Source organism: Pedobacter sp. MC2016-15 (assembly GCF_026239695.1).
Taxonomy (GTDB): Bacteria; Bacteroidota; Bacteroidia; order Sphingobacteriales; family Sphingobacteriaceae; genus Pedobacter.
The window spans coordinates 889,993-916,569 of record NZ_JAPIVS010000002.1; the positions used below are offsets into that span (position 1 = coordinate 889,993).

The window sequence follows — 26,577 nt, forward strand, 5'->3', positions numbered from 1 at the left end:
CAATTATTTTTTTCTTTTTATTACTTTTTGAGCTGCTTCTACAATGTTAATTGTATCCAGTCCGTATTTAGTCATTAGCTGATCCGGCGTTCCGCTTTCTCCGAAGCTGTCATTTACAGCAACAAACTCTTGTGGTGAAGGAAGTTCTGTAGACAACAAACGTGCTACACTTTCTCCTAATCCACCAAATTTATTGTGTTCTTCGCAGGTTACTACACAGCCGGTTTTCTGAAGTGACTTCAGGATCGCCTCTTCATCTAACGGTTTAATGGTGTGAATGTTTATAATTTCTGCATCAATACCCAGCTCAGCAAGCTTTTCTCCGGCTTCGATAGCCTTCCAAACCATGTGTCCTGTAGCAATAATCGTTACATCAGTACCTTCATTTACCATCCATGCTTTTCCGATTTCAAATTTCTGATCAGGATCAGTAAAAACAGGAATAGATGGTCTTCCGAAACGCAGGTAAACCGGACCTTCGTATTCTGCAATGGCCATAGTAGCAGCTTTGGTCTGGTTGAAATCGCAAGGATTGATCACTACCATTCCCGGAAGCATTTTCATTAAACCTATATCTTCAAGGATCTGGTGAGTTGCACCATCTTCTCCGAGGGTCAATCCTGCGTGTGAAGCACAGATTTTTACATTTTTGTATGAATAAGCTACGGATTGTCTGATCTGGTCATACACCCTGCCTGTAGAAAAGTTTGCAAAGGTACCAGTGAAAGGAATTTTACCGCCGATCGTCATTCCGGCAGCAATACCGATCATGTTAGCTTCAGCAATACCGATCTGGAAAAATCTTTCCGGGAAATCTTTCTCAAAGGCATCCATTTTCAGAGAGCCTTTCAAATCTGCAGTCAGTGCTACGATATCAGGATTTAATTTTGCTGCCTCATGCAGTCCTACACCAAAACCAGAACGTGTATCTTTTTTTTCAGTATATGTATATTTTTTCATTTCTATTTCTTGTTTATGCTGATGAAGCGTTATGCTTCAATCGTCAATGTCCTGGTTACAGGAGCTATTAATAATCTCCTAAAGTTTCTTTGTTCTGGCTTAAGGCTGAAGCAAGCTGCTCATCATTAGGCGCTGTTCCATGCCATTTGTGAGAACCAACCATATAGTCTACACCATAACCCATTTGAGTGCTCATCAGATTCAGGATAGGTCTTCCTTTACCAGTAAGTGATTTGGCATATTCCAAAGATTTAACGATTTCTTCCATGTTGTTACCGCTGGAAGTGATCACATGCCATCCGAAGGCTTCAAATTTTGCTTCAAGGCTTTCAAGAGACAATACTTTTTCAGTCGGGCCGTCAATTTGCTGACCATTGTAATCAATCGTAGCAATCAGGTTATCCACTTTGTTATGCGGAGCGAACATAATCGCTTCCCAGTTCTGGCCTTCCTGCAGCTCTCCGTCACCGTGTAAGCTGAATACCAGGGAGTGGTCTTTATTTAATTTTTTTGTCAATGCGGCGCCGATGGCTACAGACATTCCCTGACCCAAAGATCCGGAAGCGATTCTGATTCCTGGCAAACCTTCGTGAGTAGTTGGGTGTCCCTGAACGCGTGAATTTAACTTTCTGAAGGTAGCCAGTTCACTTACTTCGAAATAGCCTGATCTGGCAAGAACACTGTAAAATACCGGGGAAATATGACCATTGGAAAGGAAGAACAGGTCTTCACCTATACCATCCATCTTAAATTCCGGAGAATGGTTCATGGTTTCAAAATAAAGGGCTGTCAAGAACTCTGCACAACCCAATGATCCGCCGGGGTGTCCTGACTGACAGCCGTGTACCATTCTAACAATATCTCTTCGTACCTGAGAAACAATGTCCTCTAATTCATTGATTGTATGTTTCATTTAATTTGGATTGTTGTAACTATTATGATGGCAAATATAGTTTATTCTACCACTTTTCGTTAAATGTTAGGCTTTTAAGAGCCTTTTAAAAATAATTAGGCTGTCATTTTTCCAGCAGCTCTAAAACCTGTGCTGTTGAATTTTTGGTGTCAACTTTTTTGATAATATGACTGATCTTGCCCTCTTCGTCGATCAGAAAAGTTGTGCGGACAGTACCCATGTATTTCTTTCCGTACATGTTTTTCTCTCCCCAAACTCCATACGCAGTGACGATCGACTGATCTGTATCTGCCAGCAGCGTAAAGGGCAGGCTGTGCTTGGTAACAAATTTCTGATGTGATTTCTCGTCATCAACACTGACACCAAGAACGGTAATTCCTTTGGCCTTTAAACCTGCATAGTTGTCCCTGAAATCACAGGCTTCAGCTGTACAGCCCGGCGTATCATCTTTGGGGTAAAAATACAGTACCACTTTCTCACCTTTGAACTGGCTGAGGGTAATGGTATTACCATCCTGATCTTTTCCTGAAAATTCAGGAGCTTGCTGACCTTCTTTTAATTCGCTCATCTCTTTATTTATAAAAATTAATTGAATACGTCTTTATGTTGCCCTTCATATCCTCTACTTCCAGCCTGAGCTGATGTTTTCCGGGACCGGTGCGGCTATCAAATGAATGCCATAAGGTTGCTGTTTTTGTATCAAACTCCATCAGCACCCAACTGCCATCAATATAACCGTTAAAACTTTTGATGCCGGAGAGGTTGTCGCGGATCTTAAACAACATTCTTGGAATGCCGCCCATGTTTTTGCCCTCGAGTATATTTACCGGAATGATCGATGGGGCCACAGTATCTACAGCAATATAATAGCTGCCAAAATTGCGCGGGCTGGCTTTTACATAACCATTTTCAAAAATGCCTCCCTGAGAAGAACCACCACTGCTCACGATTACGGCTTTGTCTTTCAGGTTTCCAAGGCTTGCATCCGCTTTAATCCACAAATTGAAGCCCACATGCAGTGGCGTAAGGTTATTGTGTACCTGATATACTTCTGAATAGGCGCCTCTGGCGGGTCTTGGTTTAACTTTGAAGGCGAGATTGAAGTCGTTATACAAAGTACCTTTTGGTACAACAACTTTAACGCTTTCTGTAGAAAACTCATTGTCCTTATTATAGTAGAATGGAATCCCATCCGGTTCTTCAGGAGTAGCGATGGATTTGCCGTCTGATTTCACCGCAAAGGTGAGGATGCTTTTGTTGCCTTTGGAATCTGTAATCGTATATTTTAGCTCATGAGCTTCCTGATCAGTAAATTCTATTCTGCCATTGTTCTGCAGGTTATAGTAGATCTTCATCGGGTTTCCCGGATCAACAAAGCTTTTCTGGATGCTCCTGCGGCTGGTCATGAAGGCCGGGTAATCAATATGCGAGTTGATTCCTTTACTGTTCTCAAATGCAAAACGCTCAAGAGCAGAGGTGAAAACTGTTTTTCCATCTACCTGTAATTCGATCGAATATACACCATTCAGTCCGGAATGCCCATTGTGCCTGTCGGTTGTTGTGATACCAAAGCCTACTTCACCGCTTACAATAATCGTGTTTGCTGCCACGTGGTATTTTCCGCCGCCGCCAGTAACCTGGAAGGCTTGTTTGGGCGTATATTCGTTAAAGACCTTTTTATTGAGCTTATATAAGTACAGTGAATAAATTACCGGAGGGATATCGTCTGGTATCTGAATCCCGAATAGCTGCGGGTTGATGGTTTGTTCTGTCTTAGAATCCCTGATTTCAAAATGCAGGTGTGGGCCACCTGAACTGCCTCTGTTGCCCGACCAGGCAATCACATCTCCTTTATGTACCGGAAACTGATCTGCCGCAGGATATTCGTCCATTTCAAAAGTCTTTTTCTGATAGGAGATAGACTTTACAGTCTCGGCAATCTTTGGGGCAAAGCGTGAAAGGTGACCATAAACGGAGGTATAACCATTGGTATGTGTCAGATATAATGCCTGTCCAAAGCCACTGTTCTGTACCCTTACCCGGGATACATAACCATCCGCGATAGCATATACAGGATATCCCTCGCGCTGATTGGTACGGAAGTCGATACCTGAGTGGAAATGATTTCCACGCAGTTCGCCGAATGAGCCGGCAAGTGCAGGAGGAAGGATGTCCAGCGGCGGACGAAAGTCTACCAAAGGATAGGTATTGTTACTAAAGATCTGCTGTGCTTTTGTACAAAATGTTACTGCACTCAAAAGCAAAAGCAGGAAACCGGATTTAACCATCAACGTTATTTTATATCAAAATTCAGAAATTGTTCCTCGCCGATCCAGGCTTCCAGTTTGTCGCCCTGGTTGACCTTTCCGACACCCTCGGGTGTTCCTGTAAAGATCAGATCCCCTTTTTTCAGCGTGATATACTGTGAAACAAAAGAGATGATCTTCTCAAATGAAAAAAGGATATTCTTTGTGTTTCCGTTTTGACGGGTTTCCCCATTAATTTTCAGTTCGAACTGCAGGTTATTCAGATCTTCGATTTTGTCTTTGGGAATGAAGTGACTGATGGCAGCTGAGTTATCAAAGGCTTTAGCAAGTTCCCATGGTAAACCTTTTTCCTTATGGATACTCTGGATATCCCGTGCAGTGAAGTCTATACCCAGCCCTACTTCATCGAAATAGGAGGAAGCAAACTTCTCAGCAATATGTTTTCCTTCTTTGCAAACCTTGAGAACCACTTCGAGTTCATAATGGATATCTGAGGAGAAATCCGGGATGTAGAAGGGTCTGTTATCCTTGAGTACAGCGGTATCCGGTTTTAAGAAGATTACCGGGCTTGAAGGCAGTGGATTATTTAATTCTTTAGCGTGTGCAGCATAGTTGCGGCCGATAGCAATTACTTTCATATAGAATGATGGTCAAGTTATTTCTGGTGCATGCGGGTAGCATGATGCGTAAAAGTAACTTTATATCCACGAAAAAGGAAGTAATGCGAGAAAATTATAAAACGGAAATACGTTTTACGATAGTCTCAGATCCGGCTACAAAACGGAGGAAGTAGATGCCACTGTTCAGTCTGTTGGGAATAGTGAAAGTCTTGGTTTGTTCTCCGGCAGATAAACGTTCGTTTGAAAGTGTAACTACTTCGTTTCCGAGCAGGTCCATGATCTTGATTGAGATATTGGATTCACGTTCCAGGCGCAGGATAAAATTAATCTGATCGTCAACAGGATTAGGGTATACCCTTAGTACGGAAAGAATTTTATCTGCCTTACTGCCGCCCGGTTTGTTATGGGAGATCAGGCTATTGTAAGAAGCAATCTGTGATCCGGGAGTATAATTAGGTCTGTATGAAGGAACATCGCCTTTAATCTGAGGAGTTTTAATGATCCTTTTGTATTTCGAAATACTGGCAATACTATCAGAGCGCTGGGCAAAAACAGAGACACTGCAAAATACACTGATGCATATGATGCAAATTAAGTGAATGAGTGAGATCGTTTTTGTTTTTGTATTCATGTATCTTCAGCAAAAGTAGAAATAATTCCACAGAAAAATTAAAGATTTTGTAGGTAAGACAATATTTAACACAATTTAACAGTTGCGTCTGTTAAATACTGCGGTAGTTGCCTGTTTACGTAACATCAATGATTGCAAATCGTTTTTAATTAACACATTTTAACGTGTCTGGAACAAAAAATTTAAATAAACTTTCCGCCTCAGGAATACTCATCAGTCTGGGAATTGTATATGGCGATATTGGTACTTCACCATTGTATACGCTGAGGGCAATATTCAATACTGTGAGTGATGGGGGACAGCGCATTACGCCGATGACTGTGCTGGGTGCGCTGTCATGTATTATCTGGACACTGACTTTACAAACGACGATCAAATATGTGGTGATTACGTTACGGGCAGATAACAATGGGGAGGGAGGAATTTTTTCTTTGTACTCACTGGTACGGCGAAAGGCCAGGTGGCTGGTCATCCCTGCCGTGCTTGGGGGATGTGCATTGCTGGCAGATGGAATTATCACGCCCAGCATTACAGTCACTACTGCCATTGAAGGATTACAGGTTAAATTTCCTTACCTGCATGTGGTGCCTATTGTACTGGTTATCATTACTCTTCTGTTTATTATCCAACAATTTGGTACCAGCCTGGTTGGCAAGTTATTCGGCCCGATCATGTTTCTGTGGTTTGCTACCCTTGGTATTTTAGGGATGGTGTATGTGGTACAGGATCTCAGCATCCTGAAGGCGCTCAATCCCTATTATGCTGTGCATCTTTTAACAACCAATCCCATGGCACTCGTAATTCTTGGGGGTGTTTTTTTATGTACTACAGGGGCAGAGGCATTGTACTCTGATCTCGGGCATTGCGGCAGAAATAATATCAGGGTAAGCTGGATTTTTGTGAAGGCAACACTCATCATCAATTACCTGGGGCAGGGGGTATGGCTATTACAGCATCCGCATTACGATAACAACCTGAATCCCTTCTATCAGATTGTTCCGCCGCCATATCTTTTATCTATGGTAGCACTCGCTACGGTGGCTGCGGTTATTGCCAGTCAGGCCATGATCACGGGTTCCTTTACCCTGATTTCTGAAGCGGTAAGGCTAAATCTATGGCCCAAAGTGAGAATTAATTACCCCAGCAATGAAAAAGGACAGATTTATGTACCTTCAATCAACTGGCTGCTTTGTGCCGGTTGTTTAGCGATTGTCATGATCTTTCAGAAATCTATTTTTATGGAAGGTGCCTATGGACTGGCCATCAATATGACCTTTCTGGCTACCACAATTCTCGTAGCAGTTTTTATGTACATGAAGAAAATTCCGGTTTATGCCATAGTTATTTTTTTAGGAGTGTACATCTCACTGGAGCTGGCCTTCCTGGCAGGTAACATGACTAAATTTTTGCACGGGGGCTTTGTGACGCTGCTGATCGGGGCGGCTTTATTTACAGTAATGTGGGGCTGGTTTGTCGCCCGGAGAATAAAGAACAGGTTTGTGAAATTTGTGGAAGTAGGGGATTATTTTGAGATCATCAGAGAATTGAGCGAAGATACAGCTGTTCCAAAATATTCTTCACAACTGGTGTACCTTACCAGTGCAAATTTCAAACATGAAATAGAATCCAAGATCATGTATTCCATCTTACAGAAGGAGCCCAAACGGGCAGATGTATACTGGCTGGTGCATGTTGATGTAGTAGACGAACCCTTTACCCAGGATTATACCGTGGATTTCCTGATACCTGGTAAACTGATCCGCATCGATTTTAAACTTGGCTTCAGGGTAGAGCAGCGGGTAAACCTGTTGTACCGAAAAGTTATTGAACAGCTGGTGAAAAATGGCGAGGTAGATATTACGAGCCAGTATCCCTCGCTAAAGAAACATAAGATCGCCGGTGATTTCAGATTTATTCTGCTGGAGAAACACTTATCTAAGTTCTCCAAGCTGAGTATGTATGAACGCACGATCATGGCCTGGTATATTGTCCTGAAAAAACTCAGCATGTCTGAGGAACGCAGTTTCGGGCTTGACTCCAGCTACGTGGAGATAGAGAAAGTACCGCTTAATTTTGTGTCTACAGATGATATCGAGCTGAACCGGCTTCCCCTCTAAGCCTGGTTTGCCGTGTTCAGTTTACTATGTTTAAATCCGTAGAGGAAGTAAACTACCAGACCTATCACCAGCCAGATACCGAATCCTATCCAGTTGGAAATACCCAGTTCGCACATCATATACAGGCAGCAGAGCAGTCCAAGTACAGGTATCAGTGATAAATTTTTGGTGATACAGAAGTAAGTCACCACAACACATATCACAAAAAAGATCCACATCGGGATTTTATGTTGAAAAAGACTCCAGCCATGTTCAAATTTTTTGGACGCACTGACATTGCTTTTTTCTATAAAACTTTTGTATTGTGTTTCAGTCAGTCCGTTCAGGTAAGCTTCGGTATCAATGTTCTGTTCGATAATTGCTGAAGGAGTCTGTTCCAGTTTGATCTGACGCTGAACTGCAGCAAGTTCTGTTTTATCAAGCGAAGTAATAAAGCTGATTGGATCATTTACCTTTGCTTCATTGGTAAGGAAAGCCATGGTTTGAGCTTTAAAAAAAATGAAAGAGGATGCGATGGCAGCGATGAAGACTATGGGAATAATAAATTTTGAGTTGGCATATGGAATCCTGAATTTCCCGCGCTGAATATTAGGTTTGTTCTGCAGTACCAATACCCCTGCACATACCAGTACAAAAGCAAACAAAGTTCCGATGGAACAAAGGTCGGTCACGATAGTCAGGTTCATAAACAAAGAAGGTACGGCAACTACAAAGCCTACTACGATTGTAGCAAAAGATGGTGTTTTATAGACCGGATGTATCTTTGAGAACTTTTTTGGGAGTAAACCATCGCGGCTCATACTCATCCATATCCTTGGTTGACCCATTTGAAAAACCAGCAGCACACTTGCCATCGCGAAAACAGCACTTACCGCAATAATGCCACTCATCAGTTTCAGATTAATGCGATCAAATACAAAGGCTAAGGGATCTCCAACGGCGAGATTATCATATTTAACAATGCCTGTAAGAACCAAAGCGATCGCTACATACAATACAGTACAGATGATGATGGCCCACATCATTCCTCTTGGCAGATCTTTCTGCGGATTTTTACATTCTTCGGCCGTAGTGGAGATGGCATCAAATCCAATGTAGGCAAAAAATACTGCCGACACCCCTTTGAGTACACCAGACACGCCGTCAGGGGCAAAAGGGTTCCAATTTTCAGTATCAATGTAGAATACACCTACCGAAAGCACCAGCAGGATCACAGCCAGTTTTACCACTACCATTGCGTTACTGGCATTTTTAGACTCCTTCATTCCGCGATATACCAGCCAGGTGATAAGAATGATAATTCCCAGTGCAGGGAGGTCTGCTACAATATGAAAGTTTCCGATCTGAGGTGCGGTTACCCATGCGTTGTTAGTGATTCTTACAGCCTCATCAAGATTGGCATAACTCTTACCTGCATTCAGCAAGGCTTGTGCATGCATGTGTCCGTTGTAGGCGGTGAGATAATCCATCGTCATCCAGTCGGGCAGGTGAATACCTTTTATCCCTAATGCCGGTATATGGATCGATGACAGCAATCCCGTAAAATAGTCGGACCAGGAGATCGCCACAGTAATATTGCCAATGGCATATTCCATAATGAGCGACCAGCCGATGATCCATGCTACCAGTTCGCCGAAAGCCACATATGAATAGGTATAGGCACTGCCTGAAACCGGAACCATTGAGGCAAACTCTGCGTATGCAAAAGCTGCAAAGCTACAGGCGATAGCCGTAAAGATAAATAAGAAGATCACGGCAGGACCGCCGTCTGCACTCGCTTTACCAATAGTGCTGAAAATTCCGGCGCCGATGATTGCAGCTATTCCAAACGCAGTAAGGTCTCTTACGCCAAGCGTTTTATGTAAGGACGCATGATCGCCATAGCCCTTTTCTGCATCTTCTAATATTTTGGTTACCGACTTTTTCCTGAAGAGATTTTCAAACATAATGGGTGAAAGCGTTTATAGTTTTGCTGAAAGTATAAATAATAATATAAAACAGGGAACCTTAGCCCAATTTATCCAGCTCGTCTTTCACAAAAGAAGCCAGCTCCCTGATATAGCTGCTGCTGAAATCAAACTTTATACCCGCAGTTTCATAAATTTCGTTCATCGGTTTTGTATAGCCAAGGGCGAGTGCATCCAAATACTGCTGAATTGCTTTTTCAGGATTCTCCTTATAATTTTTCCAGACTGCGATGGCGCCCAGTTGTGCGATACCATATTCAATATAGTAAAAAGGCAATTCAAAAACATGCAATTGTTTTTGCCAAAGGTTACCAAATTCCTGATCTAATCCTTCCCAGTTGGCAAAGCCAGACCCGAAGGTAGTATATATCTGTTTAAAAGCCTCTTCTCTGTCGGCCGCATTGTGCGGATAGTTGGTGTAGATCCAATGCTGAAACTGATCGATTACTGCCACCCATGGCAATGTTTTCAGCACATCGATCAGTTGTTCCCTCTTCGCCCTGATGAGGTCTTCCTCATTCTCGAAGTAGATATGCCATTGATCCATAGAGATCAGCTCCATACTCATGGAAGCCAGTTCAGCCACCTCAGAAGGACAGTGTTTAAAGTCGTTCAGTTCAAGGTCTGCGGTAAGAAACGTATGCACGGCGTGTCCACCTTCATGTACCATCGTAGTGAGATCCCGCATGGAACCCGCAGAGTTCATAAATATAAATGGTGCACCTGTTTCTGCCAGCGGATAATTGTATCCTCCGGGAGCTTTTCCTTTGCGGCTTTCTACATCAAAGAGGTTATTCGCTTTCATGATTGCCAGCATCTGTCCCAGTTTAGGGTCAATAGCGGTAAATGCAGCAATACTTTTGTCGATCAGCTCTTCGCCGCTGCCAAAAGGCTTGAGCGCAGGTTTGCCAGAAACATCTACATCCGTGTCCCAGGGTTTTAAAACTTCCAGGCCTAAAGCTTCGGCTCTTTTTTCTGCCTGTTCTTTCAGGATCGGAACAATCTCATTTTCTATTGCGGCATGGAAATCGTAACAATCTTTAACGCTGTAGTCAAATCTGCCCCTGGACTGGAAACTATAGTCCCTGAAATTTTCAAATCCTGCGTTGAGGGCTACCTGGTGTCTCATTGCCGTCAGCTCATCAAAGATGATGTTCAAATTGTCTTTGTCTACCAGACGGCGCTGCTGGATGAGTTCCCAGGCATTCTGTCTTACAGTTCTGCTGACATCCTTTATCAAGTTGGCAGCCTGCACGAGCGTATATTCCTGATCATTGATCAGCACTGTCATGGCACCACTTGCAGCCTGATATTTCTGTGCAGTGATCTGGATCTTTGTGAACAGTTCAATGTTCTCATCCCTGTATATCTCCAGAGCTTTTCTGATACCTCTGATATAAACGAAGTATTTGTCCTGGTCAAGCTCATCAATAAATGGGCTTTCCACCAGTTTTATATTCAGCAGATTCCCGATTGGGGAGATCTTTGGTTCTATCTCTGTTGCAAAATACTGAAAGCTGGATACAAGCTCCTCATTGGCAGTATCGCAGGTCATTTTGATATATCTCCATGCAAAATCTTCTTCAAGTGCAGCTTCGAGTTCACTTTTATCTTTCAGCCAGTGCTCCAGTTCTGTCACGCTGCTGATTGTTCTGTTAAGGAGTTCATCCAGGATAGGGGAGATGGTGTCCCATTTGATTTCAAGATCCTGAGGGATGTAAGCGCGAATTTTCTTTGGAATTGTCAGGTTAATCATTGGTCTAGAAATTTAAAACAGTTCTTAAAAATACATCCAGCAAAAAGCATCCGGCGAAGATCACCGATGCCAGTCCGTTGGTGGTTGCAAAAGCTTTGTTTACTTTACTGATGTCGTTTGGTTTTACCAGCAGGTGCTGATAGATCAGCATCGAACAGAAGAAGGCTACACCTATGTAATATGCCCAGCTAAAAGGCGTGAAGAGTATTGGCAGGATGACACACAGTGCGGAGCATACATGCAGCACCTCAGATAAACGCAGAGAATTTTTTCTGCCCAGGGCCGAAGGTATGGAATGGAGTTTTTCTCCCTTGTCAAACTCCTCGTCCTGCAGTGCATAGATGATATCAAAACCACTTACCCAGAATAATACTGCCAGAGAATACAGTACTGGGACAATGTTAAACTGGCCTGTTACGGCAATATAGGCACCTATCGGCGCGAGCGATAAGCCCAGTCCGAGTACCATATGACACAATGCTGTAAATCTTTTAGTATAACTGTAAAACAGGACCACAAATAATGCAACTGGTGAAAGGTACAGGCATAACTGGTTGATAAAGGCTGTAGTAGCGACAAACAGTACACAGTTGATGATCACAAAGATCAGTGCTTCATTTGCTGAAACCCTGCCCGCAGGAATATCACGCATGCTTGTCCTCGGATTTTTAGCATCAATATCCCTGTCCAGGTACCTGTTAAAAGCCATGGCAGAGTTTCTGGCAAAAACCATACAAAGCAAAACAAGCACAAGGGTAAGCCATTGAAAAGGATGTTCAGTCGTAGTAACGCCCAGGAAAAATCCAATCATTGCGAAAGGCAGGGCGAATACAGAATGTGCAAAAAGCACAAGCGAAAAATACTTCTTCATGCTGGTTATATATCTTCTCTTGGTGTTAGAATTGGCATTGCAAAATCGAGATTCGTCTGGTCAATAAAATTAAGGATTTCATCTCTTCCCAATGTTTTTTCTGAAGAAGTGATAAATATCGGAGGAATTTCCTCAAACCATCCGGAGAGCTCTTTTTTGAACAGCGCTATATTCTGACTTGTCTTCGACGCAGATTGTTTATCTGTTTTTGTAAAAGCTAGGACGAAAGGTATCTGAATTTCTCCCATCCAGCAGCAAAACTCAATATCAATTTTTTGTGGCGGAATCCTGCTGTCGATCAAAACAAACACACATTGCAGACTTTCTCTCTTCGTAATGTAGTTACGGATGAACTTTTCCCAGCTTTCACGGCTGTTTTTGGATACTTTAGCATAACCGTAACCTGGTAAATCGACGATATACCACTTTTCATTGACCAAAAAATGGTTGATCAGCTGCGTTTTACCTGGCTTTTGAGAGGTTTTTGCCAGTCCGTGCTGGTTCACCAGCATATTGATGAGAGATGATTTTCCTACGTTTGAACGCCCTATAAAGGCATATTCTGGCATGTTGGCAACCGGCAGGGCCGATATCTTGGTGTTGCTACAAATAAATGTTGCTGATTTTATAATCATTTGACAAAGGTAGAAAATTAGTTTTCAACAATACTTATCTTTGACGCTTACCATGAACGAAAAAATAACTCCATACCAATCTGCCACTGTCACAAAGAAGGAACAGGTAGCAACAATGTTTAACAACATCTCCGGCACCTATGATTTTCTGAATCACTTTTTATCGGCAGGTATAGATATTATATGGCGCAAGAAGGCCATCCGTGAATTGTCGGCATTAAAGCCGAAAGTGATGCTGGATGTAGCTACAGGAACAGGTGATTTTGCATTTGAAGCGATTAAGATTTTAGCTCCTGAAAAAATCATTGGCGTGGATATCTCCGTAGGTATGCTTGATGTAGCCAGGAAAAAGATAGCGGAGCGTAATCTGCAGCATGTATTTTCTGTGCAGACAGGAGATTCTGAAGGTCTGAAATTTGAGGATAATCATTTTGATGCGATTACTGTAGCCTTTGGTGTAAGGAACTACGAGAATCTGGAAAAGGGTCTTTCAGACATGCTTAGAGTGCTTAAGCCCGGCGGAAAGATTGTGATACTGGAGTTTTCAAAGCCCACAGCTTTTCCGGTAAAGCAGTCGTACAACTTTTACTTTAAACATTTGCTTCCGGTATTTGGAAAATTGTTTTCTAAGGATGCGAGAGCTTATACCTATTTAAATGAATCGGTAATTGCCTTTCCTGACGGAAAATCTTTCACGCAGCTGATGGATAAAGTGGGTTATACAGACACCAGACACAGGTCGCTCACTTTTGGTATCAGCGCAATATACACGGGGATTAAAGCCTGATAAGGATGAACATAAAATTACCTTTGCTGGTTATTCTTCTTTTTACATTCGCCACTGCCAGCGCACAGAACTGGGGCGGCGGTGTAGATGATGAGCCTATCCACTTTGGTTTTACTTTTCAGTATACAAATTCCAATTACATCGTTCAGAAAAAGGCTAACTGGAGGGAACGTTTCCGGGATCCGGATACCAGACTACCGATCACAGATTCCCTGTCCGCTGCATACAGCAAATCCTCACCCGGCTTCGGAATCGGGTTTGTCGTAAATGGCAGGATCAATAATCATCTGGATGTGCGCATGACGCCCACGCTGATTTTTACAGACAGGCTCATGGAATATGAATATGAACAGCCTACAATGGTCAATATGCCTTTCAGCAGTTTAGAACAGAAAGTGTCTGCTACTATGGTTGAGTTTCCGCTGGGCCTTAAAATCAAATCCAACCGCAGAAACAACTTCAGGGCTTATATGCTTTACGGGGCCAAATATTCTATGGATATAGCCTCTAAAAAAAAGACGGACGATTCAGGTCAGGATTTTTTATACAAGCTCTTAAAGAACAAGCGCAGTTACTTCTCTTATGAGGCTGCCTTTGGTATGGATCTGTATTTTGAATACTTCAAGATGTCGCCCGAGATTAAGCTATCTTATTCGATGAATAATGTGCTGAATAATGATCAGCCAAATCCCTATAATATGCCAATCGACAGGTTAAGGTTGCGTCATGTGACATTCAGTTTATTTTTCGAATAAGCTGCAATCCTAAAAAATCATAGCTTTGCCTTGCAGGGACATTTCTGTCAACACAGGAAATGTCCTGGTTAACTTAAAATTTACGTAGGATGAAAACCGCACTAATTACGGGAGCAACGTCAGGTATCGGCGAAGCCTGTGCACATTTGTTTGCACAACAGGGCTACAAAATGGTACTGGTTGCCAGAAAACAGGATAAACTGGAGAAAATCGCTAAACATTTTACAGATAAGTATGCTGTAGAGATTAAAACACTCATTGCGGACGTTAGAGATAAAAACGTTGTGGAAGATGTACTGAACGATTTGCCGGAAGAGTGGAAACAAGTGGATGTACTGGTAAATAACGCTGGTTTGAGTCTGGGTCTTGATCCGATTGACCAGGGCGATGTAAATGATTGGGACACGATGATCGATACCAATATAAAAGGTTTGTTATATGTAACAAAAATAGTATCCGGCTGGATGGTCAGGAATAAGAAAGGACATATCATCAATATCGGTTCTACGGCAGGTAAAGAAGTGTATCCAAACGGGAATGTATATTGTGCAACAAAACACGCTGTAGATGCACTGAATAAAGGGATGCGTATTGACCTTCTTCCGCATGGGATTAAGGTGACAGCCGTAAATCCGGGAATGGTAGAAACTGAGTTTTCCAGGACCCGTTTTAAAGGAGATGAAGCACGTGCAGACAAGGTGTATGAAGGCCTGGAGCCATTGATTGCGCAGGATATTGCTGATGCAATTTGGTTTGCCGTAAGCCGGCCGGCACATGTAAATATAAATGATATGATCATTACGCCAACCGCACAGGCTAATTCATACGTAGTAAACAGAAAGTAACAATTCATAAAAAATATGGTATCGACAATTATAGATCAGGAAATAAAAAAAGCAATGCTGGCAAAAGATCAGGCAAAACTTAGAGGCTTGCGGGCTATTAAGGCAGCATTGTTAGTGGCCAGAACGGAAAAAGGATCTTCAGAGGAAATCAATGAAGAAGCCGAACTTAAAATTCTGCAAAGATTAGTTAAACAGAGAAAAGAGTCTGCTGATATATACAAACAGCAAGGCCGTGAAGATCTTTCAGTTATTGAGGAAGAAGAAATTGAAGTGATCAGCCAGTTTATGCCAAAACAACTGAGCAGGGAAGAAGTAGAAGCCCTGATTGCTGCTCTCATTAAAGATTCAGGTGCTAGTTCAGTGAAGGATATGGGTAAAGTGATGGGCCTGGCAAACAAAGAACTGGCTGGAAAAGCGGATGGCAAACTGATTGCCGAGATCGTTAAAAGCCAATTGGCATAAATTGTGTTAAACATTTATAAGTAAAACATTATTTATAAAATTAACTGTTAATATTGCTGTAAATTGTTTTTGCCTGCTAACTTAGCAACATTACAATTTGAGAGCAACTGTGAACCATAAACTCCATATTGCAATCAAATAACAAAAAATTAAAAACGGATGAAATACGAGGTAATAGAAGAGGATGGGTTTAATTTTATAGAAGCCGGTGAAGGCGAACCCCTGGTATTACTTCATGGTTTGATGGGGGAGTTGAGTAACTGGGAGCCAGCGATCGACTATTTTAAGGAAAAGTACCATGTTTTGGTGCCGATCTTACCAATTTATGATTTGCCGCTGCTGACGCTTGGCGTGAAGAGCTTATCTAAATACGTTCATAAATTTATCAAGTACAAAAAACTTGGACAGGTAGTACTGGTAGGAAATTCCCTGGGCGGACATGTAGGCTTAGTGGTAACGGCAGCGCATCAGGAAAGTGTGAAGGCATTGGTGCTTACCGGCAGTTCAGGTTTGTATGAAAATGCATTCGGTGGTTCATTCCCAAGAAGGGAGAGCTACGATTATATTCGCGAAAAGGTAGAATTTACATTTTATGATCCTGCAACTGCGACAAAAGAGCTGGTGGATGAAGTTTACAAATCGGTGAACGAACGTTCAAGAGTTATTCGTATTTTAGCATTAGCGAAGTCTGCTATACGCCATAATATGGCAAAGGAGCTTTCAAAAATAACGATCCCGGTTTCATTGATCTGGGGTAAGCAGGATAAAGTGACCCCGCCCGATGTGGCTGAGGAATTTCATCAGCTTTTACCCAATTCAGAACTCAACTGGGTGGATAAATGTGGTCATGCTCCCATGATGGAGCAACCAGAAGTTTTTAACGCATACCTGAGTACATTTTTAGACAGAATTTTATTGAAATAAACAATGTTTGCATCAGAACTCATATCCAATTCAATCCCTCCCTTGCGGACGTCTGACATAGTTCAGGTGGCATTGGACAGGATGGCTGAGTTCAAGCTGTATCATTTGCCTATCGTGAATGAAACCCAGTTCCTGGGCATCGTTGCTGAAGAAGAATTATTGGAAGTCCGCCATCCTGAAGAGGCCATCGGGGGACTTTCATTAACTATTCTTAATCCCTTTGTTTATCAGGATGCCCATATTTATGATGTCATCAGGGTATTCCACCAGCTGCAGCTCTCTATAGTCCCTGTGCTGGATTATAGTAAAAACTACCTGGGGATTATATCTATCCACAATCTCATTGATTACACTTCTGAAATCTACGCGGTAAAAGAACCGGGAGGAATTATTGTCCTTGAAATCAATAACAGAAACAATTCTTTGTCTCACATGGCGCAAATTGTTGAGGGCGACAATGCACAGATTCTGTCCTCCTATGTACAGTCCTTCCCGGACTCTACGCGTCTCGAGGTAACGCTGAAGATCAATAAGACCGAACTCTCGGGCATCATTTCTTCCTTTGAGCGTTACAACTACCAGGTGAAAGCTGTATTTAACAGTACAATCACTGACAATGGTACTGAAGACCGTTATAATTCGCTGATGAATTATTTAAATGTATAATTTCCTTTTTGTTACCTTAGCGTCTTCATAACAAAACAATAAACGCTAATGAAAATTGCAATATACGGCAGAGAGTTTAACAATAGCGTTTTACCTTTTGTGCAGGATGTCTTTGATGCCCTGAAGGAATACGGAATTGAAACTATCGTACATAAAGATTACCACGAGTTTATTGAAGATAAAGTGAAGCTTCCTGCAGGACTGGCTACTTTCTGTGATCATCCTGAATTATGTAACAATGCCGATGTGCTCCTGAGTCTTGGAGGAGATGGTACTTTGCTGGATACACTGGCGCTTGTGCGGGATTCCGGCATCCCTGTTATCGGGATCAATTTTGGCCGTCTTGGTTTTCTGGCAAGCATCAATAAAAACGAGATCAGGAATGCTATTCAGGCGCTGGTGAACAAGGAATACTCTCTTGATAAAAGGACTTTGCTCAATCTCGAATCCAAGCATCACTTGTTTGGCGACGAAAACTTTGCTTTGAATGATATCACCATCCACAGACGCGACAATACCGCGATGATGATCATTCATGCGTATATGAATGATGAGTTTGTTAACTCTTACTGGGCCGATGGGTTAATTATTGCAACGCCTACAGGTTCTACGGCATATTCCCTCAGCTGCGGGGGACCAATCATTTTCCCCAGTGCACAGAACTTTGCGATTACTCCTATAGCACCACATAACCTGAATGTAAGACCGGTGATTATACCGGATGACGTGTCTCTGCGTTTTGAGGTAGAAGCCAGGAGTACTAAATTTCTCGTATCTTGTGATTCCAGGACTGCGACTGTAGACAGGTCTGTGAAGATAACAATTAATAAGGCAGCCTTTCATGTCAACCTGATCAGGCTGAACAACGAAAGTTATCTGACCACCCTGAGGAACAAGCTGCTTTGGGGAATTGATACGCGAAATTATTAAAATGAAGTTGAGAAGGATACTTTTATCTGTTGTGCTATTCTACCTGTCTTCTGCAACTGCCACAGCGCAGGTGATGGAAGTGGGGGCTAATGTTGGGGCTTCAGGATATATGGGCGACCTTAACCCCAAAGATCCTTTTGATTTTAGCGGGGCGGCCTTCGGTGTGTTTGTAAAAGGTAACCTTGATCCCTATTGGGCGGTAGGTATTCACTACAACCATGGCAGGGTTAAAGACAATGATGCCACCTCTTCCAATCCTGATTTCAGGAGCAGAAATCTAAACTTTAGTACACCATTAAATGAGCTGAGCCTACAGGTGGATTTCAATTTCTTTGATTATTTTTCAGGTGGAGGTACAAAGAATTTTAGTCCCTTTATCTTCGCAGGTATCGGGGGAGTATTGTTTAACCCCAAGGCTACTTACCAGGATCAGGAATATGAGCTGAGGTACTATCAGACCGAAGGTAAACGGTACAGGAACTATGCCCTGAGTGTTCCTTTCGGTGCCGGAGTCAAATACAGAATTTCTGATCATTGGGGATTGCAGACGCAGCTTGGATACAGAACTGCCCATACGGATTATCTGGATGATGTAGGCGACAGATACCCTCTTGCAGATGTGTACGGACGGATTGATAACCAGCATCCTCTTCCCATTAACCTGTCTAATCCCTCGCAGTTACCACAAAACTGGAATCCGGGCGGACAAAGAGGGGATTTCAGAAAAAATGACACCTACTTTTTCTTCCATATCGGGATTTCTTATACCTTCATCTCTGACAAGTGCTTTACATTTTAAAATTTAGCATTAAAGTTTATGGGAGAAATAAACAAAATAACTTATAACTTTGACCCTTCTTTTAGGAGTGGTCTAACAAACTCTTCTGATTGTTAGACATTTTAGCCATATTTGCACAAATAATGGGATTTAAAGAACAAATAGATATTAGCCGCTTACCAAAACACATCGCTGTCATTATGGATGGTAACGGAAGATGGGCTAAAAATCAGGGTAAATTCAGATCATTCGGACATGAGAGTGGGGTTGTATCTTTGAAAGATGTAGTAGAAGGCTGTACTGATATCGGAGTTAAATATCTAACAGTGTATGCTTTTTCAACAGAAAACTGGAACCGGCCAATCGAAGAAGTAAATTTATTGATGGAACTGTTGATTTCTACAATCAATGCTGAAATTGGTACCCTTAATAAGAATAATGTCAGGCTGAATGCCATTGGTGATATTGCTTCCTTACCTCAGAAATGTATTGATGACCTGAAGAATGCGATGGACGAAACCGCAGGCAATGACAGTTGCACGCTTACCCTTGCACTGAGCTACAGTTCAAAGTGGGAAATTGTTGAGGCCGCCAGGAAACTGGCTACTCTGGTTAAAGAAGGAAAAATGGATGTCAATGAGATTGATGAAACAGCATTTTCTTCTCAGTTAACAACTACGGGTATTCCTGATCCGGAACTGATGATCCGTACCAGCGGAGAACACAGAATCAGTAATTACCTGTTATGGCAGATTGCTTACGGGGAGCTTTATTTCACAGAAAAGATGTGGCCCGACTTCATGAAGGAAGACCTTTTTGAAGCTATTGTAGACTATCAAAAGCGCGAACGTCGCTTCGGTAAAATTAGTGAACAGTTGAACTAATTTTACTTTTAACACTTTTTAACATGTGTTTAAATTAACTTAGCAACGTTTTTTAGATTGTAAATGAAAAGAATATACCAACTTATATTATTGTTGTTGATCGGGTTACCGACAATGGCCCAGATCAACCGTCCCAAGTCTAATCCAGTCACCCCAAGCCTCAAAGTAAGCGGTACAGATCTAGATTATTTTCAACCTAAAGAATACATTATAGGAGGAACAACGCTGAGTGGTGCAAAGTTCATTGATAAAGAAGTTATCATTACACTTTCGAAACTAATCAAGGGCGAAAGGATTTTACTTCCCGGCGAAGCGACCTCCGCTGCAATTAAAACATTATGGGCGCAGGGATTGTTTGATGATGTTGAATTAAATATTGCAAAGCTTGTTGAGGATACAGTTTATTTTGATATCCAGGTAGTTGAGCGACCTCGGTTAAGTTCCTTTGAACTAAACGGACTGAGTAAATCCCAGAAAACTGACGTTACCGAAAAGCTGAATTCAAAATCAGGAAAGACGATCATCAACGAAAATACATACAATAGTACGACTACAATTATCAATAAATATCTTGCCGAAAAAGGCTATTTCTTTACCAATATTGAATATAAAACCAAGCCTGATCCGAACATGGAAAACGGGGTGGTTTTACAGGTGTTTGTAGACAAAGGGCGTAAGGTGAAGGTACATGACATCGAGTTTACCGGAAACAAGAATTTTAAGCCTGCTCAGTTGCGTAAGTTCATGAAGAAAACCAAGAAAATGGCTTTTTACAAGATCTTTGGTCCAGGTAAATTCAGTAAAGAGAAATACGCGGAAGATAAAGAGAAGCTGGTAGCCAAAATGCAGGAGAAAGGTTACCGTGATGCGACGATTATCAGTGACACGACTTACAGACACAATGAGAAATCGGTTGGTATAAAGATCGATCTCTACGAAGGACCGAAATATTATGTAGGAAATATTACCTGGGCAGGAAACGCCAAATATGCGACGAAGGACTTGATGAAAGTGCTGGCTATCGAAAAAGGGGATATCTTCAGTGAAGAAAAACTGAATGTAAAACTGCATGGTAACGGAGCTGAAAGCGATGACGTTTCCAGTGTATACCTGAATGATGGTTATCTAACATTTAACGTAGAGCCGGTTCAAACGAAAATTTATAATGATACTGTAGACCTTGAGATCAGGATCTATGAAGGCCCGCAGTATACCAACAGCAGGATCACTGTAAAAGGTAATACCATCACAAATGACAGGGTTGTTTTACGTGCAGTGCGTACAAGACCTGGTGATAAATTCTCCAAAGAATTACTGGTACGTACGGTACGTGATATCGGTCAGTTAGGAAACTTTGATGAGTCTAAAACTGTTCCGACACCTAAGCCAAATCCTGCAGATGGTACAGTAGATATTGAGTACGCTGTAGAAGAAAAACCTTCAGATCAGGTAGAATTATCAGGTGGTTTTGGTGGTGGCCGTGTAATCGGAACTATCGGACTTACCTTTAATAACTTCTCACTGAGAAACCTGTTTAACCCAAAAGCTTACAAACCACTGCCTAAAGGTGATGGACAGAAATTGAGTCTTCGTGGACAAACCAACGGTAGTTTCTACCAGTCGTACAGTTTCTCTTTCTCTGAGCCATGGCTGGGTGGTAAAAAACCGGTGAGTTTTGGTCTGAGTGCCTTTACGTCATTACAGTCTTATGGTTCAAGCTATGATTCTAACAACAATCCAATCAATGGACAAAGAATCCGTTTGAATGGTGTTACCGTAAGTTTGGGTAGAGTATTGAAGTGGCCTGATAACTATTTCCAGTTAACTCACTCGATCAATGCACAACAATATATTTTGAATAACTATCCTGGATATTTGTTTTCTACCGGTACATCATATAACTTCAACTTAACACAAGAGCTGAGCAGGGACTCAAGAAATTCACCGATCTTCCCAACTGAAGGTTCTTATTTCAAGTTTACGATACAAGCAACGCCACCTTATTCGTTATTTAACAATACGAACTATGCAACGGCTTCAGATAAACAGAAGTACAGATTTACGGAATACCATAAATGGAAATTTGAAGGACAATGGTTCCAGAGACTTGCCGGTAAATTTGTAGTAAAAGCACAGGCACAGTTTGGCTTCCTGGGTTCATACAACCAGGCGGTAGGTCAGTCTGCATTTGAAAGGTTTAAACTGGGTGGTGATGGTATGCAGGGATTTGACTTCCTTCAGGGCTCAGAGCTGATCACAATGCGTGGTTATGCAAACAACGTGGTGATCCCGGCTACAGCAACGACATCTGCTCAGGCTAATACTGCTTACAATTCAGGTAGTCCGATTTTCAGTAAATATGTAATGGAGATCAGATATCCGGTAATTGCTAGTCAGCAGGCTACAGCTTACCTGATTGGTTTTGCAGAGGGTGGTAATACCTGGAACAAGTTCTCGGATTATAATCCTTTTAACATTAGAAGGTCTGCAGGTATTGGAGCAAGGATATTTTTACCGATATTTGGAATGTTGGGAATTGACTACGGACATGCATTTGATGCGATTCCAAGTTCAAGTGGTGTGATCCAGGATAACGGTAAGCAATCCTTTACATTTAGTATCGCTCAGCAATTGGGTGGATTTAATTAATACATTACCTATAAAAACAAAAAACACACAGATGAAAAAGGTTATTTTAATCGGGTTTTTAATGTTCGCAACATCTGCTGTCTTTGCACAGAAGTTTGCGTATGTTGATACAGAATATATTCTCAAAAACCTACCTGAATACAAATCGTCGCTAAATCAGCTGAACACTTTGTCGCAGCAATTCCAGAAGGAATCTGATGCCAATTTCACAGCTATAGATAAGATGTATAAGGCGTACCAGGCTGACCAGGTTTTGCTGACTGATGACATGCGCAAACGCAGAGAGAATGATATCATTGAAAAGGAAAAAGATGCAAAGGAATACCAGCGCCAGAAGTTTGGCCCCGAGGGAGAGCTGTTCCAAACGCGTACAAAATTATTGAAACCTATTCAGGATAAAGTAACAAAGGTAATTGCCGATCTTGCAAAAACTAAGTTCCTCGATTTCATTTTTGACAAAAGCAGTGAATCTACGATGATGATTTACTCCAGCAGCAACTATGATTTGAGTAATGACGTAATCATCAGATTGGGATACAAACCAAACGCATCAGTAAAATAGACACACCTAAATAAATATTAAAACACAATTAGAACAATAGAAATGAGAAAGTTAATTAACGTATTTTTTGTGGCAGCTGGCTTAGTGTTTACTGCTAATGTTGCAAGTGCTCAGCAAAAAATTGCACACATTGATTCTGAAGCGATTTTCGCAGCAATGCCGGAAGCCAAAACAGCATCTACTACTTTAGAAGCGCTGCAAAAACAGAAACAAACTGAGATTGAAAAAATGCAAACTGAGTACCAGACTAAATACGAAGCTGCAGTTGCAAAAAACAAAACGCTAAGTGAAGCAAACAAAGAAACTGTTGGTAAAGAATTACAGGCAATGGGTGCTGAATTGGATGATATGAAAAAACGTATCACTGAATCTACTCAAAAGGCTCAACAGGATATTGCTACTAAACAAGGTGAATTACTTGCACCTTTGAACACTAAATTTATCAATGCTGTTAAAGCAGTAGCTAAAGAAAAAGGCTTTGCTTATATTTTTGATATCTCTGCTCAGCAAGGTGCAAACAACCTGCTGGCATGGGAAGGTGGTGATGATGTTACTGCTGCCGTTAGAACTAAATTAGGTATTTCTGGAACTGCAGCTCCTGCAGCAGCAGCTCCGAAAAAATAGTCCTCAAAAAATGATTAAATTGCGGAACCAGGTATATACCTGGTTCCGTTTTTTTTGCTATGAATGTTACAAAATCTATAGGTATTTTTGATTCAGGATATGGTGGCCTGACGGTCTTTAAATCAATTGCCGAGCGGCTGCCTGATTATAACTATATCTATATGGGCGACAATGCGCGATCACCATATGGAGATCACTCTTTTGAAACCGTATACCAGTATACTCTGGAGTGTGTGGAATGGTTGTTTGCCCAGGGGTGTCCCCTGGTGATTCTGGCCTGTAATACGGCATCTGCAAAAGCCCTTCGTACCATTCAGCAGAAGGTGCTTCCTTTTAAATATCCCGACCACCGCGTGCTGGGGGTCATCAGGCCTACGGCCGAAGTGATTGGCAATTATACTGAAACGAATACCATAGGGGTGATGGGTACCCGGGGAACAGTAAACTCCGAATCTTATCCCATCGAGATCAGTCATTTTTTTCCGGAACTGGAAGTCTTCCAGCAGAGCTGCCCACTTTGGGTACCCCTTATTGAGAACAACGAACATATCAATCCCGGAGCCGATTATTTTGTTCAGAAATATGTGGATGCGCTATTGACTAAATCAGCAGCTATTGATACGATCCTGCTTGCCTGCACGCATTACCCATTACTTGTTCCCAAGTTAAGCAAAGTACTCCCTGAAGGCTTTAAACTGGTGGCACAGGGAGACATTGTTGCCTCCAGTCTCGCAGATTATTTAGATCGTCATCCTGAGATGGAATCCAGGCTGGGAAAAGAGAATAGAAAACAATTTTTCACCTCCGGAGATGAACAGGTTTTTAATCAGAATGCTTCTATTTTTTTTGATGCTCATGTCGTTTCTGCACGTGTTCGGTGGTGATCAGGCGGGCAATTCGTAGTTATAACGTCAAATTAATTTTGGACAATTTAGCTAAACCGTTTTAAAACGCATTTTTAGCGAGATTAGAGCAGTTTTTATTCCTCAGTCAATTGAAAGAAAGATTGTATTTCTTTCTAGGTTCATACTATTATTAACTCTAAATTTGCGGCTCAAACCACAAACAATGAGTGACTCGATAAAACACGAATGCGGAATTGCTTTTATCCGTCTTTTAAAACCGCTCTCATTCTACCAAAAAAAATACGGTACTGCGCTTTATGGCCTGAATAAGCTGTATCTTTTAATGGAGAAACAACACAACAGGGGGCAGGACGGCGCAGGAATTGCAACAATCAAATTAGATGTAAAACCAGGACACCGTTACATCAGCCGTTACAGGTCGATGGCCCAGAATGCAGTTGCAGATATCTTCGGATATGTACACAGCAAATTCGTAGACATCCAGAATGAAACTCCTGAATTGATGCAGGATGCGGAATGGCTCAAACAAAATGTTAGTTTTATCGGCGAAGTATTAATGGGCCACCTGCGTTATGGTACCCATGGACAAAACTCCATTGAGAACTGCCATCCTTTTCTTCGTCAGAATAACTGGATGACGCGTAACCTGGTGATTGCCGGAAACTTTAACATGACCAATGTTGATGAACTGCTGGAGCAGCTTTATGAGTTGGGTCAGCATCCCAAAGAGCAGGCAGATACTGTAACTGTTTTAGAGAAAATCGGACACTTCCTCGATGACGAGAATCAGGATCTTTTTGATACTTACAAAAAAGAAGGATTGTCTAACGTGGAGATCACTCACAAAATATCTGATAATCTAAATATCGCAAATATTCTTCGCCGCTCGGCAAAAACCTGGGATGGTGGTTACGCCATGTCCGGTATCGTTGGTAACGGTGACGCTTTCTTTATGCGTGATCCTTCGGGAATCCGCCCGGCCTACTACTATCAGGATGATGAAATCGTTGTAGGAGCCTCAGAGCGTCCTGCAATTCAGACTGCTTTCAACATTCCTTTTGGTGAGGTGAAAGAAGTTCTTCCGGGACATGCCCTGATTGTAAAAAAGGATGGTACAGTAAGTATGGAGCAGTTTAGAGAACCTCTTGAAAAAAGATCATGTTCTTTTGAACGTATCTACTTCTCCCGCGGAAGTGATGCAGAAATTTATACTGAAAGAAAAGAATTGGGTAAATTACTGATTGATCAGATTCTTGCATCAGTGAAATCTGATCTTAAAAATACAGTGTTTTCTTTCATTCCTAATACCGCTGAAATTTCTTTCTACGGTTTAGTTGATGGCTTACATGAACATATCAGAAAAATCCAGAAAGAAACACTGATTGAGCGTAAGGAAAACCTTAGCACAGAAGAATTGGATGAGTTACTTTCCATGACTCCAAGGGTAGAGAAGCTGGCGATCAAAGACGTTAAATTGCGTACTTTCATTACTGCTGATGCAGACCGTAAGGAAATGGTAGCACACGTCTATGACACTACCTATGGTGTCATCAAAAATGACGTTGATACTCTGGTTGCTGTTGATGATTCGATTGTAAGAGGTACTACACTGAGACAAAGTATCATCAAGATCATTGACAGACTGCATCCTAAGAAGATCATCATTGTATCTTCGGCACCTCAAATACGCTATCCTGACTGTTATGGTATTGACATGTCTAAGATGGGTCAGTTTGTAGCTTTTGAAGCGGCAATTCAGTTGCTGAAAGAGCGTGGAATGGCGCATATCATTGATGAGGTTTATGAAAAGTGTAAGGCCTCTTTATTGTTGCCAAAAGATCAGATCGTAAACCATGTAAAAGAAATATACAGACCGTTTAAACAGGAAGAGATCTCGGCACAAATTGCGAAGATCATCACTCCTAAAGAAACGGTTGCAGATGTAGAAGTAATCTATCAGACCCTGGATAATCTGCATGCTGCAATTCCTAATCATAAGGGCGACTGGTATTTTTCTGGTAATTATCCAACTCCTGGTGGTAATAAGGTGGTAAATAAAGCCTTTGTTAACTGGAAAGAAGGAAGCAACCAGAGAGCTTACTAAAGAA

At 41.8% G+C, this 26,577-nt stretch carries 25 protein-coding genes; 15 read left to right on the forward strand and 10 right to left on the reverse strand.

The features are described 5' to 3' along the window. Positions 1-3 precede the first annotated feature (3 nt). From OQY15_RS08655 to OQY15_RS08680, 6 genes are all read right to left on the reverse strand, one after another. Positions 4-960, reverse strand: coding sequence for a transketolase family protein (locus OQY15_RS08655; protein ID WP_265790234.1), 957 nt, complete (start codon positions 958-960; stop codon positions 4-6). Positions 961-1,027: 67 nt separating this feature from the next. Beyond that, positions 1,028-1,873 carry a transketolase gene (locus tag OQY15_RS08660; RefSeq protein WP_265790236.1) on the reverse strand — a complete coding sequence of 282 codons (846 nt, stop codon included), beginning with the start codon at positions 1,871-1,873 and terminating at the stop codon, positions 1,028-1,030. Between the two features lie 103 nt (positions 1,874-1,976). Further along, complete coding sequence (bcp, locus tag OQY15_RS08665) at positions 1,977-2,441, reverse strand: thioredoxin-dependent thiol peroxidase (protein WP_265790238.1); 465 nt, start codon at positions 2,439-2,441, stop codon at positions 1,977-1,979. A 4-nt stretch (positions 2,442-2,445) separates the two neighbouring features. Further along, positions 2,446-4,161 (reverse strand): M23 family metallopeptidase, encoded by a 1,716-nt coding sequence (locus OQY15_RS08670; RefSeq protein WP_265790240.1) that lies wholly within the window; start codon positions 4,159-4,161, stop codon positions 2,446-2,448. A 5-nt stretch (positions 4,162-4,166) separates the two neighbouring features. Further along, positions 4,167-4,778, reverse strand: a complete 612-nt coding sequence (locus tag OQY15_RS08675) for a fumarylacetoacetate hydrolase family protein (protein ID WP_265790244.1) — start codon at positions 4,776-4,778, stop codon at positions 4,167-4,169. 94 nt (positions 4,779-4,872) lie between these two features. Beyond that, positions 4,873-5,391, reverse strand: a complete 519-nt coding sequence (locus OQY15_RS08680) for a T9SS type A sorting domain-containing protein (protein ID WP_265790247.1) — start codon at positions 5,389-5,391, stop codon at positions 4,873-4,875. 164 nt (positions 5,392-5,555) lie between these two features. Between OQY15_RS08680 and OQY15_RS08685 the strand changes: the two genes are divergently transcribed. Then, positions 5,556-7,508 carry a KUP/HAK/KT family potassium transporter gene (locus OQY15_RS08685; RefSeq protein WP_265790250.1) on the forward strand — a complete coding sequence of 651 codons (1,953 nt, stop codon included), beginning with the start codon at positions 5,556-5,558 and terminating at the stop codon, positions 7,506-7,508. Here the strand turns inward: OQY15_RS08685 and OQY15_RS08690 are convergent. The 4 genes from OQY15_RS08690 to yihA all read right to left on the reverse strand — a co-directional run bounded on the left by OQY15_RS08690 (position 7,505) and on the right by yihA (position 12,737). Further along, the gene (locus tag OQY15_RS08690) at positions 7,505-9,454 is read right to left on the reverse strand and encodes an amino acid permease (protein WP_265790252.1); all 1,950 of its coding nucleotides are present in this window, start codon (positions 9,452-9,454) and stop codon (positions 7,505-7,507) included. The two genes, OQY15_RS08685 and OQY15_RS08690, sit on opposite strands and share 4 nt — an antisense overlap. Before the next feature lie 61 nt (positions 9,455-9,515). Then, complete coding sequence (locus tag OQY15_RS08695) at positions 9,516-11,231, reverse strand: M3 family oligoendopeptidase (protein WP_265790254.1); 1,716 nt, start codon at positions 11,229-11,231, stop codon at positions 9,516-9,518. A gap of 4 nt (positions 11,232-11,235) precedes the next feature. Then, positions 11,236-12,102: a UbiA-like polyprenyltransferase gene (locus OQY15_RS08700; RefSeq protein ID WP_265790256.1), complete on the reverse strand. Its 867-nt coding sequence runs from the start codon at positions 12,100-12,102 to the stop codon at positions 11,236-11,238. Positions 12,103-12,107: 5 nt separating this feature from the next. Next, on the reverse strand, positions 12,108-12,737 hold the full coding sequence (gene yihA, locus OQY15_RS08705) for a ribosome biogenesis GTP-binding protein YihA/YsxC (RefSeq protein WP_265790260.1): 630 nt from the start codon (positions 12,735-12,737) through the stop codon (positions 12,108-12,110). Between the two features lie 52 nt (positions 12,738-12,789). On the opposite strand from yihA, the gene ubiE reads away from it, so the two are divergent. The 14 genes from ubiE (at position 12,790) to OQY15_RS08775 (ending at position 26,573) form a co-directional block, all read left to right on the forward strand. After that, positions 12,790-13,524, forward strand: coding sequence for a bifunctional demethylmenaquinone methyltransferase/2-methoxy-6-polyprenyl-1,4-benzoquinol methylase UbiE (gene ubiE, locus OQY15_RS08710; protein WP_265790262.1), 735 nt, complete (start codon positions 12,790-12,792; stop codon positions 13,522-13,524). 5 nt (positions 13,525-13,529) lie between these two features. Beyond that, on the forward strand, positions 13,530-14,279 hold the full coding sequence (locus OQY15_RS08715; protein ID WP_265790264.1) for an outer membrane beta-barrel protein: 750 nt from the start codon (positions 13,530-13,532) through the stop codon (positions 14,277-14,279). Between the two features lie 89 nt (positions 14,280-14,368). Beyond that, positions 14,369-15,124, forward strand: coding sequence for an SDR family NAD(P)-dependent oxidoreductase (locus tag OQY15_RS08720; protein WP_265790266.1), 756 nt, complete (start codon positions 14,369-14,371; stop codon positions 15,122-15,124). 15 nt (positions 15,125-15,139) lie between these two features. Next, a complete protein-coding gene (locus OQY15_RS08725) occupies positions 15,140-15,586 on the forward strand; it encodes a GatB/YqeY domain-containing protein (protein ID WP_265790269.1) in 447 nt (148 codons plus the stop codon). Between the two features lie 159 nt (positions 15,587-15,745). Then, entirely contained in the window at positions 15,746-16,510 is a 765-nt protein-coding gene (locus OQY15_RS08730; protein ID WP_265790271.1) for an alpha/beta hydrolase, read from the forward strand. Between the two features lie 3 nt (positions 16,511-16,513). After that, complete coding sequence (locus OQY15_RS08735) at positions 16,514-17,176, forward strand: CBS domain-containing protein (RefSeq protein ID WP_265790274.1); 663 nt, start codon at positions 16,514-16,516, stop codon at positions 17,174-17,176. Positions 17,177-17,224: 48 nt separating this feature from the next. Continuing rightward, a complete protein-coding gene (locus OQY15_RS08740; RefSeq protein WP_265790277.1) occupies positions 17,225-18,106 on the forward strand; it encodes an NAD kinase in 882 nt (293 codons plus the stop codon). A gap of 1 nt (position 18,107) precedes the next feature. Further along, a complete protein-coding gene (locus tag OQY15_RS08745; RefSeq protein ID WP_265790280.1) occupies positions 18,108-18,905 on the forward strand; it encodes a DUF6089 family protein in 798 nt (265 codons plus the stop codon). Between the two features lie 122 nt (positions 18,906-19,027). After that, entirely contained in the window at positions 19,028-19,768 is a 741-nt protein-coding gene (locus OQY15_RS08750) for an isoprenyl transferase (RefSeq protein ID WP_265790282.1), read from the forward strand. A gap of 63 nt (positions 19,769-19,831) precedes the next feature. Next, positions 19,832-22,417, forward strand: a complete 2,586-nt coding sequence (locus OQY15_RS08755) for a POTRA domain-containing protein (protein WP_265790284.1) — start codon at positions 19,832-19,834, stop codon at positions 22,415-22,417. Between the two features lie 31 nt (positions 22,418-22,448). Beyond that, the gene (locus OQY15_RS08760) at positions 22,449-22,979 is read left to right on the forward strand and encodes an OmpH family outer membrane protein (protein ID WP_265790287.1); all 531 of its coding nucleotides are present in this window, start codon (positions 22,449-22,451) and stop codon (positions 22,977-22,979) included. A gap of 42 nt (positions 22,980-23,021) precedes the next feature. Continuing rightward, positions 23,022-23,603 (forward strand): OmpH family outer membrane protein, encoded by a 582-nt coding sequence (locus OQY15_RS08765; protein WP_265790289.1) that lies wholly within the window; start codon positions 23,022-23,024, stop codon positions 23,601-23,603. A 59-nt stretch (positions 23,604-23,662) separates the two neighbouring features. Further along, a complete protein-coding gene (murI, locus tag OQY15_RS08770; protein WP_265790292.1) occupies positions 23,663-24,487 on the forward strand; it encodes a glutamate racemase in 825 nt (274 codons plus the stop codon). 184 nt (positions 24,488-24,671) lie between these two features. Further along, on the forward strand, positions 24,672-26,573 hold the full coding sequence (locus tag OQY15_RS08775; protein WP_265790294.1) for a class II glutamine amidotransferase: 1,902 nt from the start codon (positions 24,672-24,674) through the stop codon (positions 26,571-26,573). Positions 26,574-26,577 lie beyond the last annotated feature (4 nt).

Excerpts from the sequence above, each read along its gene's own strand:
- OQY15_RS08740 (WP_265790277.1), top strand. The coding sequence starts at position 17,225 with ATGAAAATTGCAATATACGGCAGAGAGTTTAACAATAGCGTTTTACCT.
- ubiE (WP_265790262.1), top strand. The coding sequence starts at position 12,790 with ATGAACGAAAAAATAACTCCATACCAATCTGCCACTGTCACAAAGAAG.
- OQY15_RS08755 (WP_265790284.1), top strand. The coding sequence starts at position 19,832 with ATGAAAAGAATATACCAACTTATATTATTGTTGTTGATCGGGTTACCG.
- bcp (WP_265790238.1), bottom strand. The coding sequence starts at position 2,441 with ATGAGCGAATTAAAAGAAGGTCAGCAAGCTCCTGAATTTTCAGGAAAA.
- murI (WP_265790292.1), top strand. The coding sequence starts at position 23,663 with ATGAATGTTACAAAATCTATAGGTATTTTTGATTCAGGATATGGTGGC.
- OQY15_RS08730 (WP_265790271.1), top strand. The coding sequence starts at position 15,746 with ATGAAATACGAGGTAATAGAAGAGGATGGGTTTAATTTTATAGAAGCC.
- OQY15_RS08735 (WP_265790274.1), top strand. The coding sequence starts at position 16,514 with ATGTTTGCATCAGAACTCATATCCAATTCAATCCCTCCCTTGCGGACG.
- OQY15_RS08680 (WP_265790247.1), bottom strand. The coding sequence starts at position 5,391 with ATGAATACAAAAACAAAAACGATCTCACTCATTCACTTAATTTGCATC.
- OQY15_RS08775 (WP_265790294.1), top strand. The coding sequence starts at position 24,672 with ATGAGTGACTCGATAAAACACGAATGCGGAATTGCTTTTATCCGTCTT.
- OQY15_RS08745 (WP_265790280.1), top strand. The coding sequence starts at position 18,108 with ATGAAGTTGAGAAGGATACTTTTATCTGTTGTGCTATTCTACCTGTCT.
- OQY15_RS08660 (WP_265790236.1), bottom strand. The coding sequence starts at position 1,873 with ATGAAACATACAATCAATGAATTAGAGGACATTGTTTCTCAGGTACGA.
- OQY15_RS08695 (WP_265790254.1), bottom strand. The coding sequence starts at position 11,231 with ATGATTAACCTGACAATTCCAAAGAAAATTCGCGCTTACATCCCTCAG.
- OQY15_RS08675 (WP_265790244.1), bottom strand. The coding sequence starts at position 4,778 with ATGAAAGTAATTGCTATCGGCCGCAACTATGCTGCACACGCTAAAGAA.
- OQY15_RS08700 (WP_265790256.1), bottom strand. The coding sequence starts at position 12,102 with ATGAAGAAGTATTTTTCGCTTGTGCTTTTTGCACATTCTGTATTCGCC.
- OQY15_RS08750 (WP_265790282.1), top strand. The coding sequence starts at position 19,028 with ATGGGATTTAAAGAACAAATAGATATTAGCCGCTTACCAAAACACATC.
- OQY15_RS08725 (WP_265790269.1), top strand. The coding sequence starts at position 15,140 with ATGGTATCGACAATTATAGATCAGGAAATAAAAAAAGCAATGCTGGCA.
- OQY15_RS08655 (WP_265790234.1), bottom strand. The coding sequence starts at position 960 with ATGAAAAAATATACATATACTGAAAAAAAAGATACACGTTCTGGTTTT.
- OQY15_RS08765 (WP_265790289.1), top strand. The coding sequence starts at position 23,022 with ATGAGAAAGTTAATTAACGTATTTTTTGTGGCAGCTGGCTTAGTGTTT.
- OQY15_RS08715 (WP_265790264.1), top strand. The coding sequence starts at position 13,530 with ATGAACATAAAATTACCTTTGCTGGTTATTCTTCTTTTTACATTCGCC.
- OQY15_RS08720 (WP_265790266.1), top strand. The coding sequence starts at position 14,369 with ATGAAAACCGCACTAATTACGGGAGCAACGTCAGGTATCGGCGAAGCC.
- OQY15_RS08690 (WP_265790252.1), bottom strand. The coding sequence starts at position 9,454 with ATGTTTGAAAATCTCTTCAGGAAAAAGTCGGTAACCAAAATATTAGAA.
- OQY15_RS08760 (WP_265790287.1), top strand. The coding sequence starts at position 22,449 with ATGAAAAAGGTTATTTTAATCGGGTTTTTAATGTTCGCAACATCTGCT.
- yihA (WP_265790260.1), bottom strand. The coding sequence starts at position 12,737 with ATGATTATAAAATCAGCAACATTTATTTGTAGCAACACCAAGATATCG.
- OQY15_RS08670 (WP_265790240.1), bottom strand. The coding sequence starts at position 4,161 with ATGGTTAAATCCGGTTTCCTGCTTTTGCTTTTGAGTGCAGTAACATTT.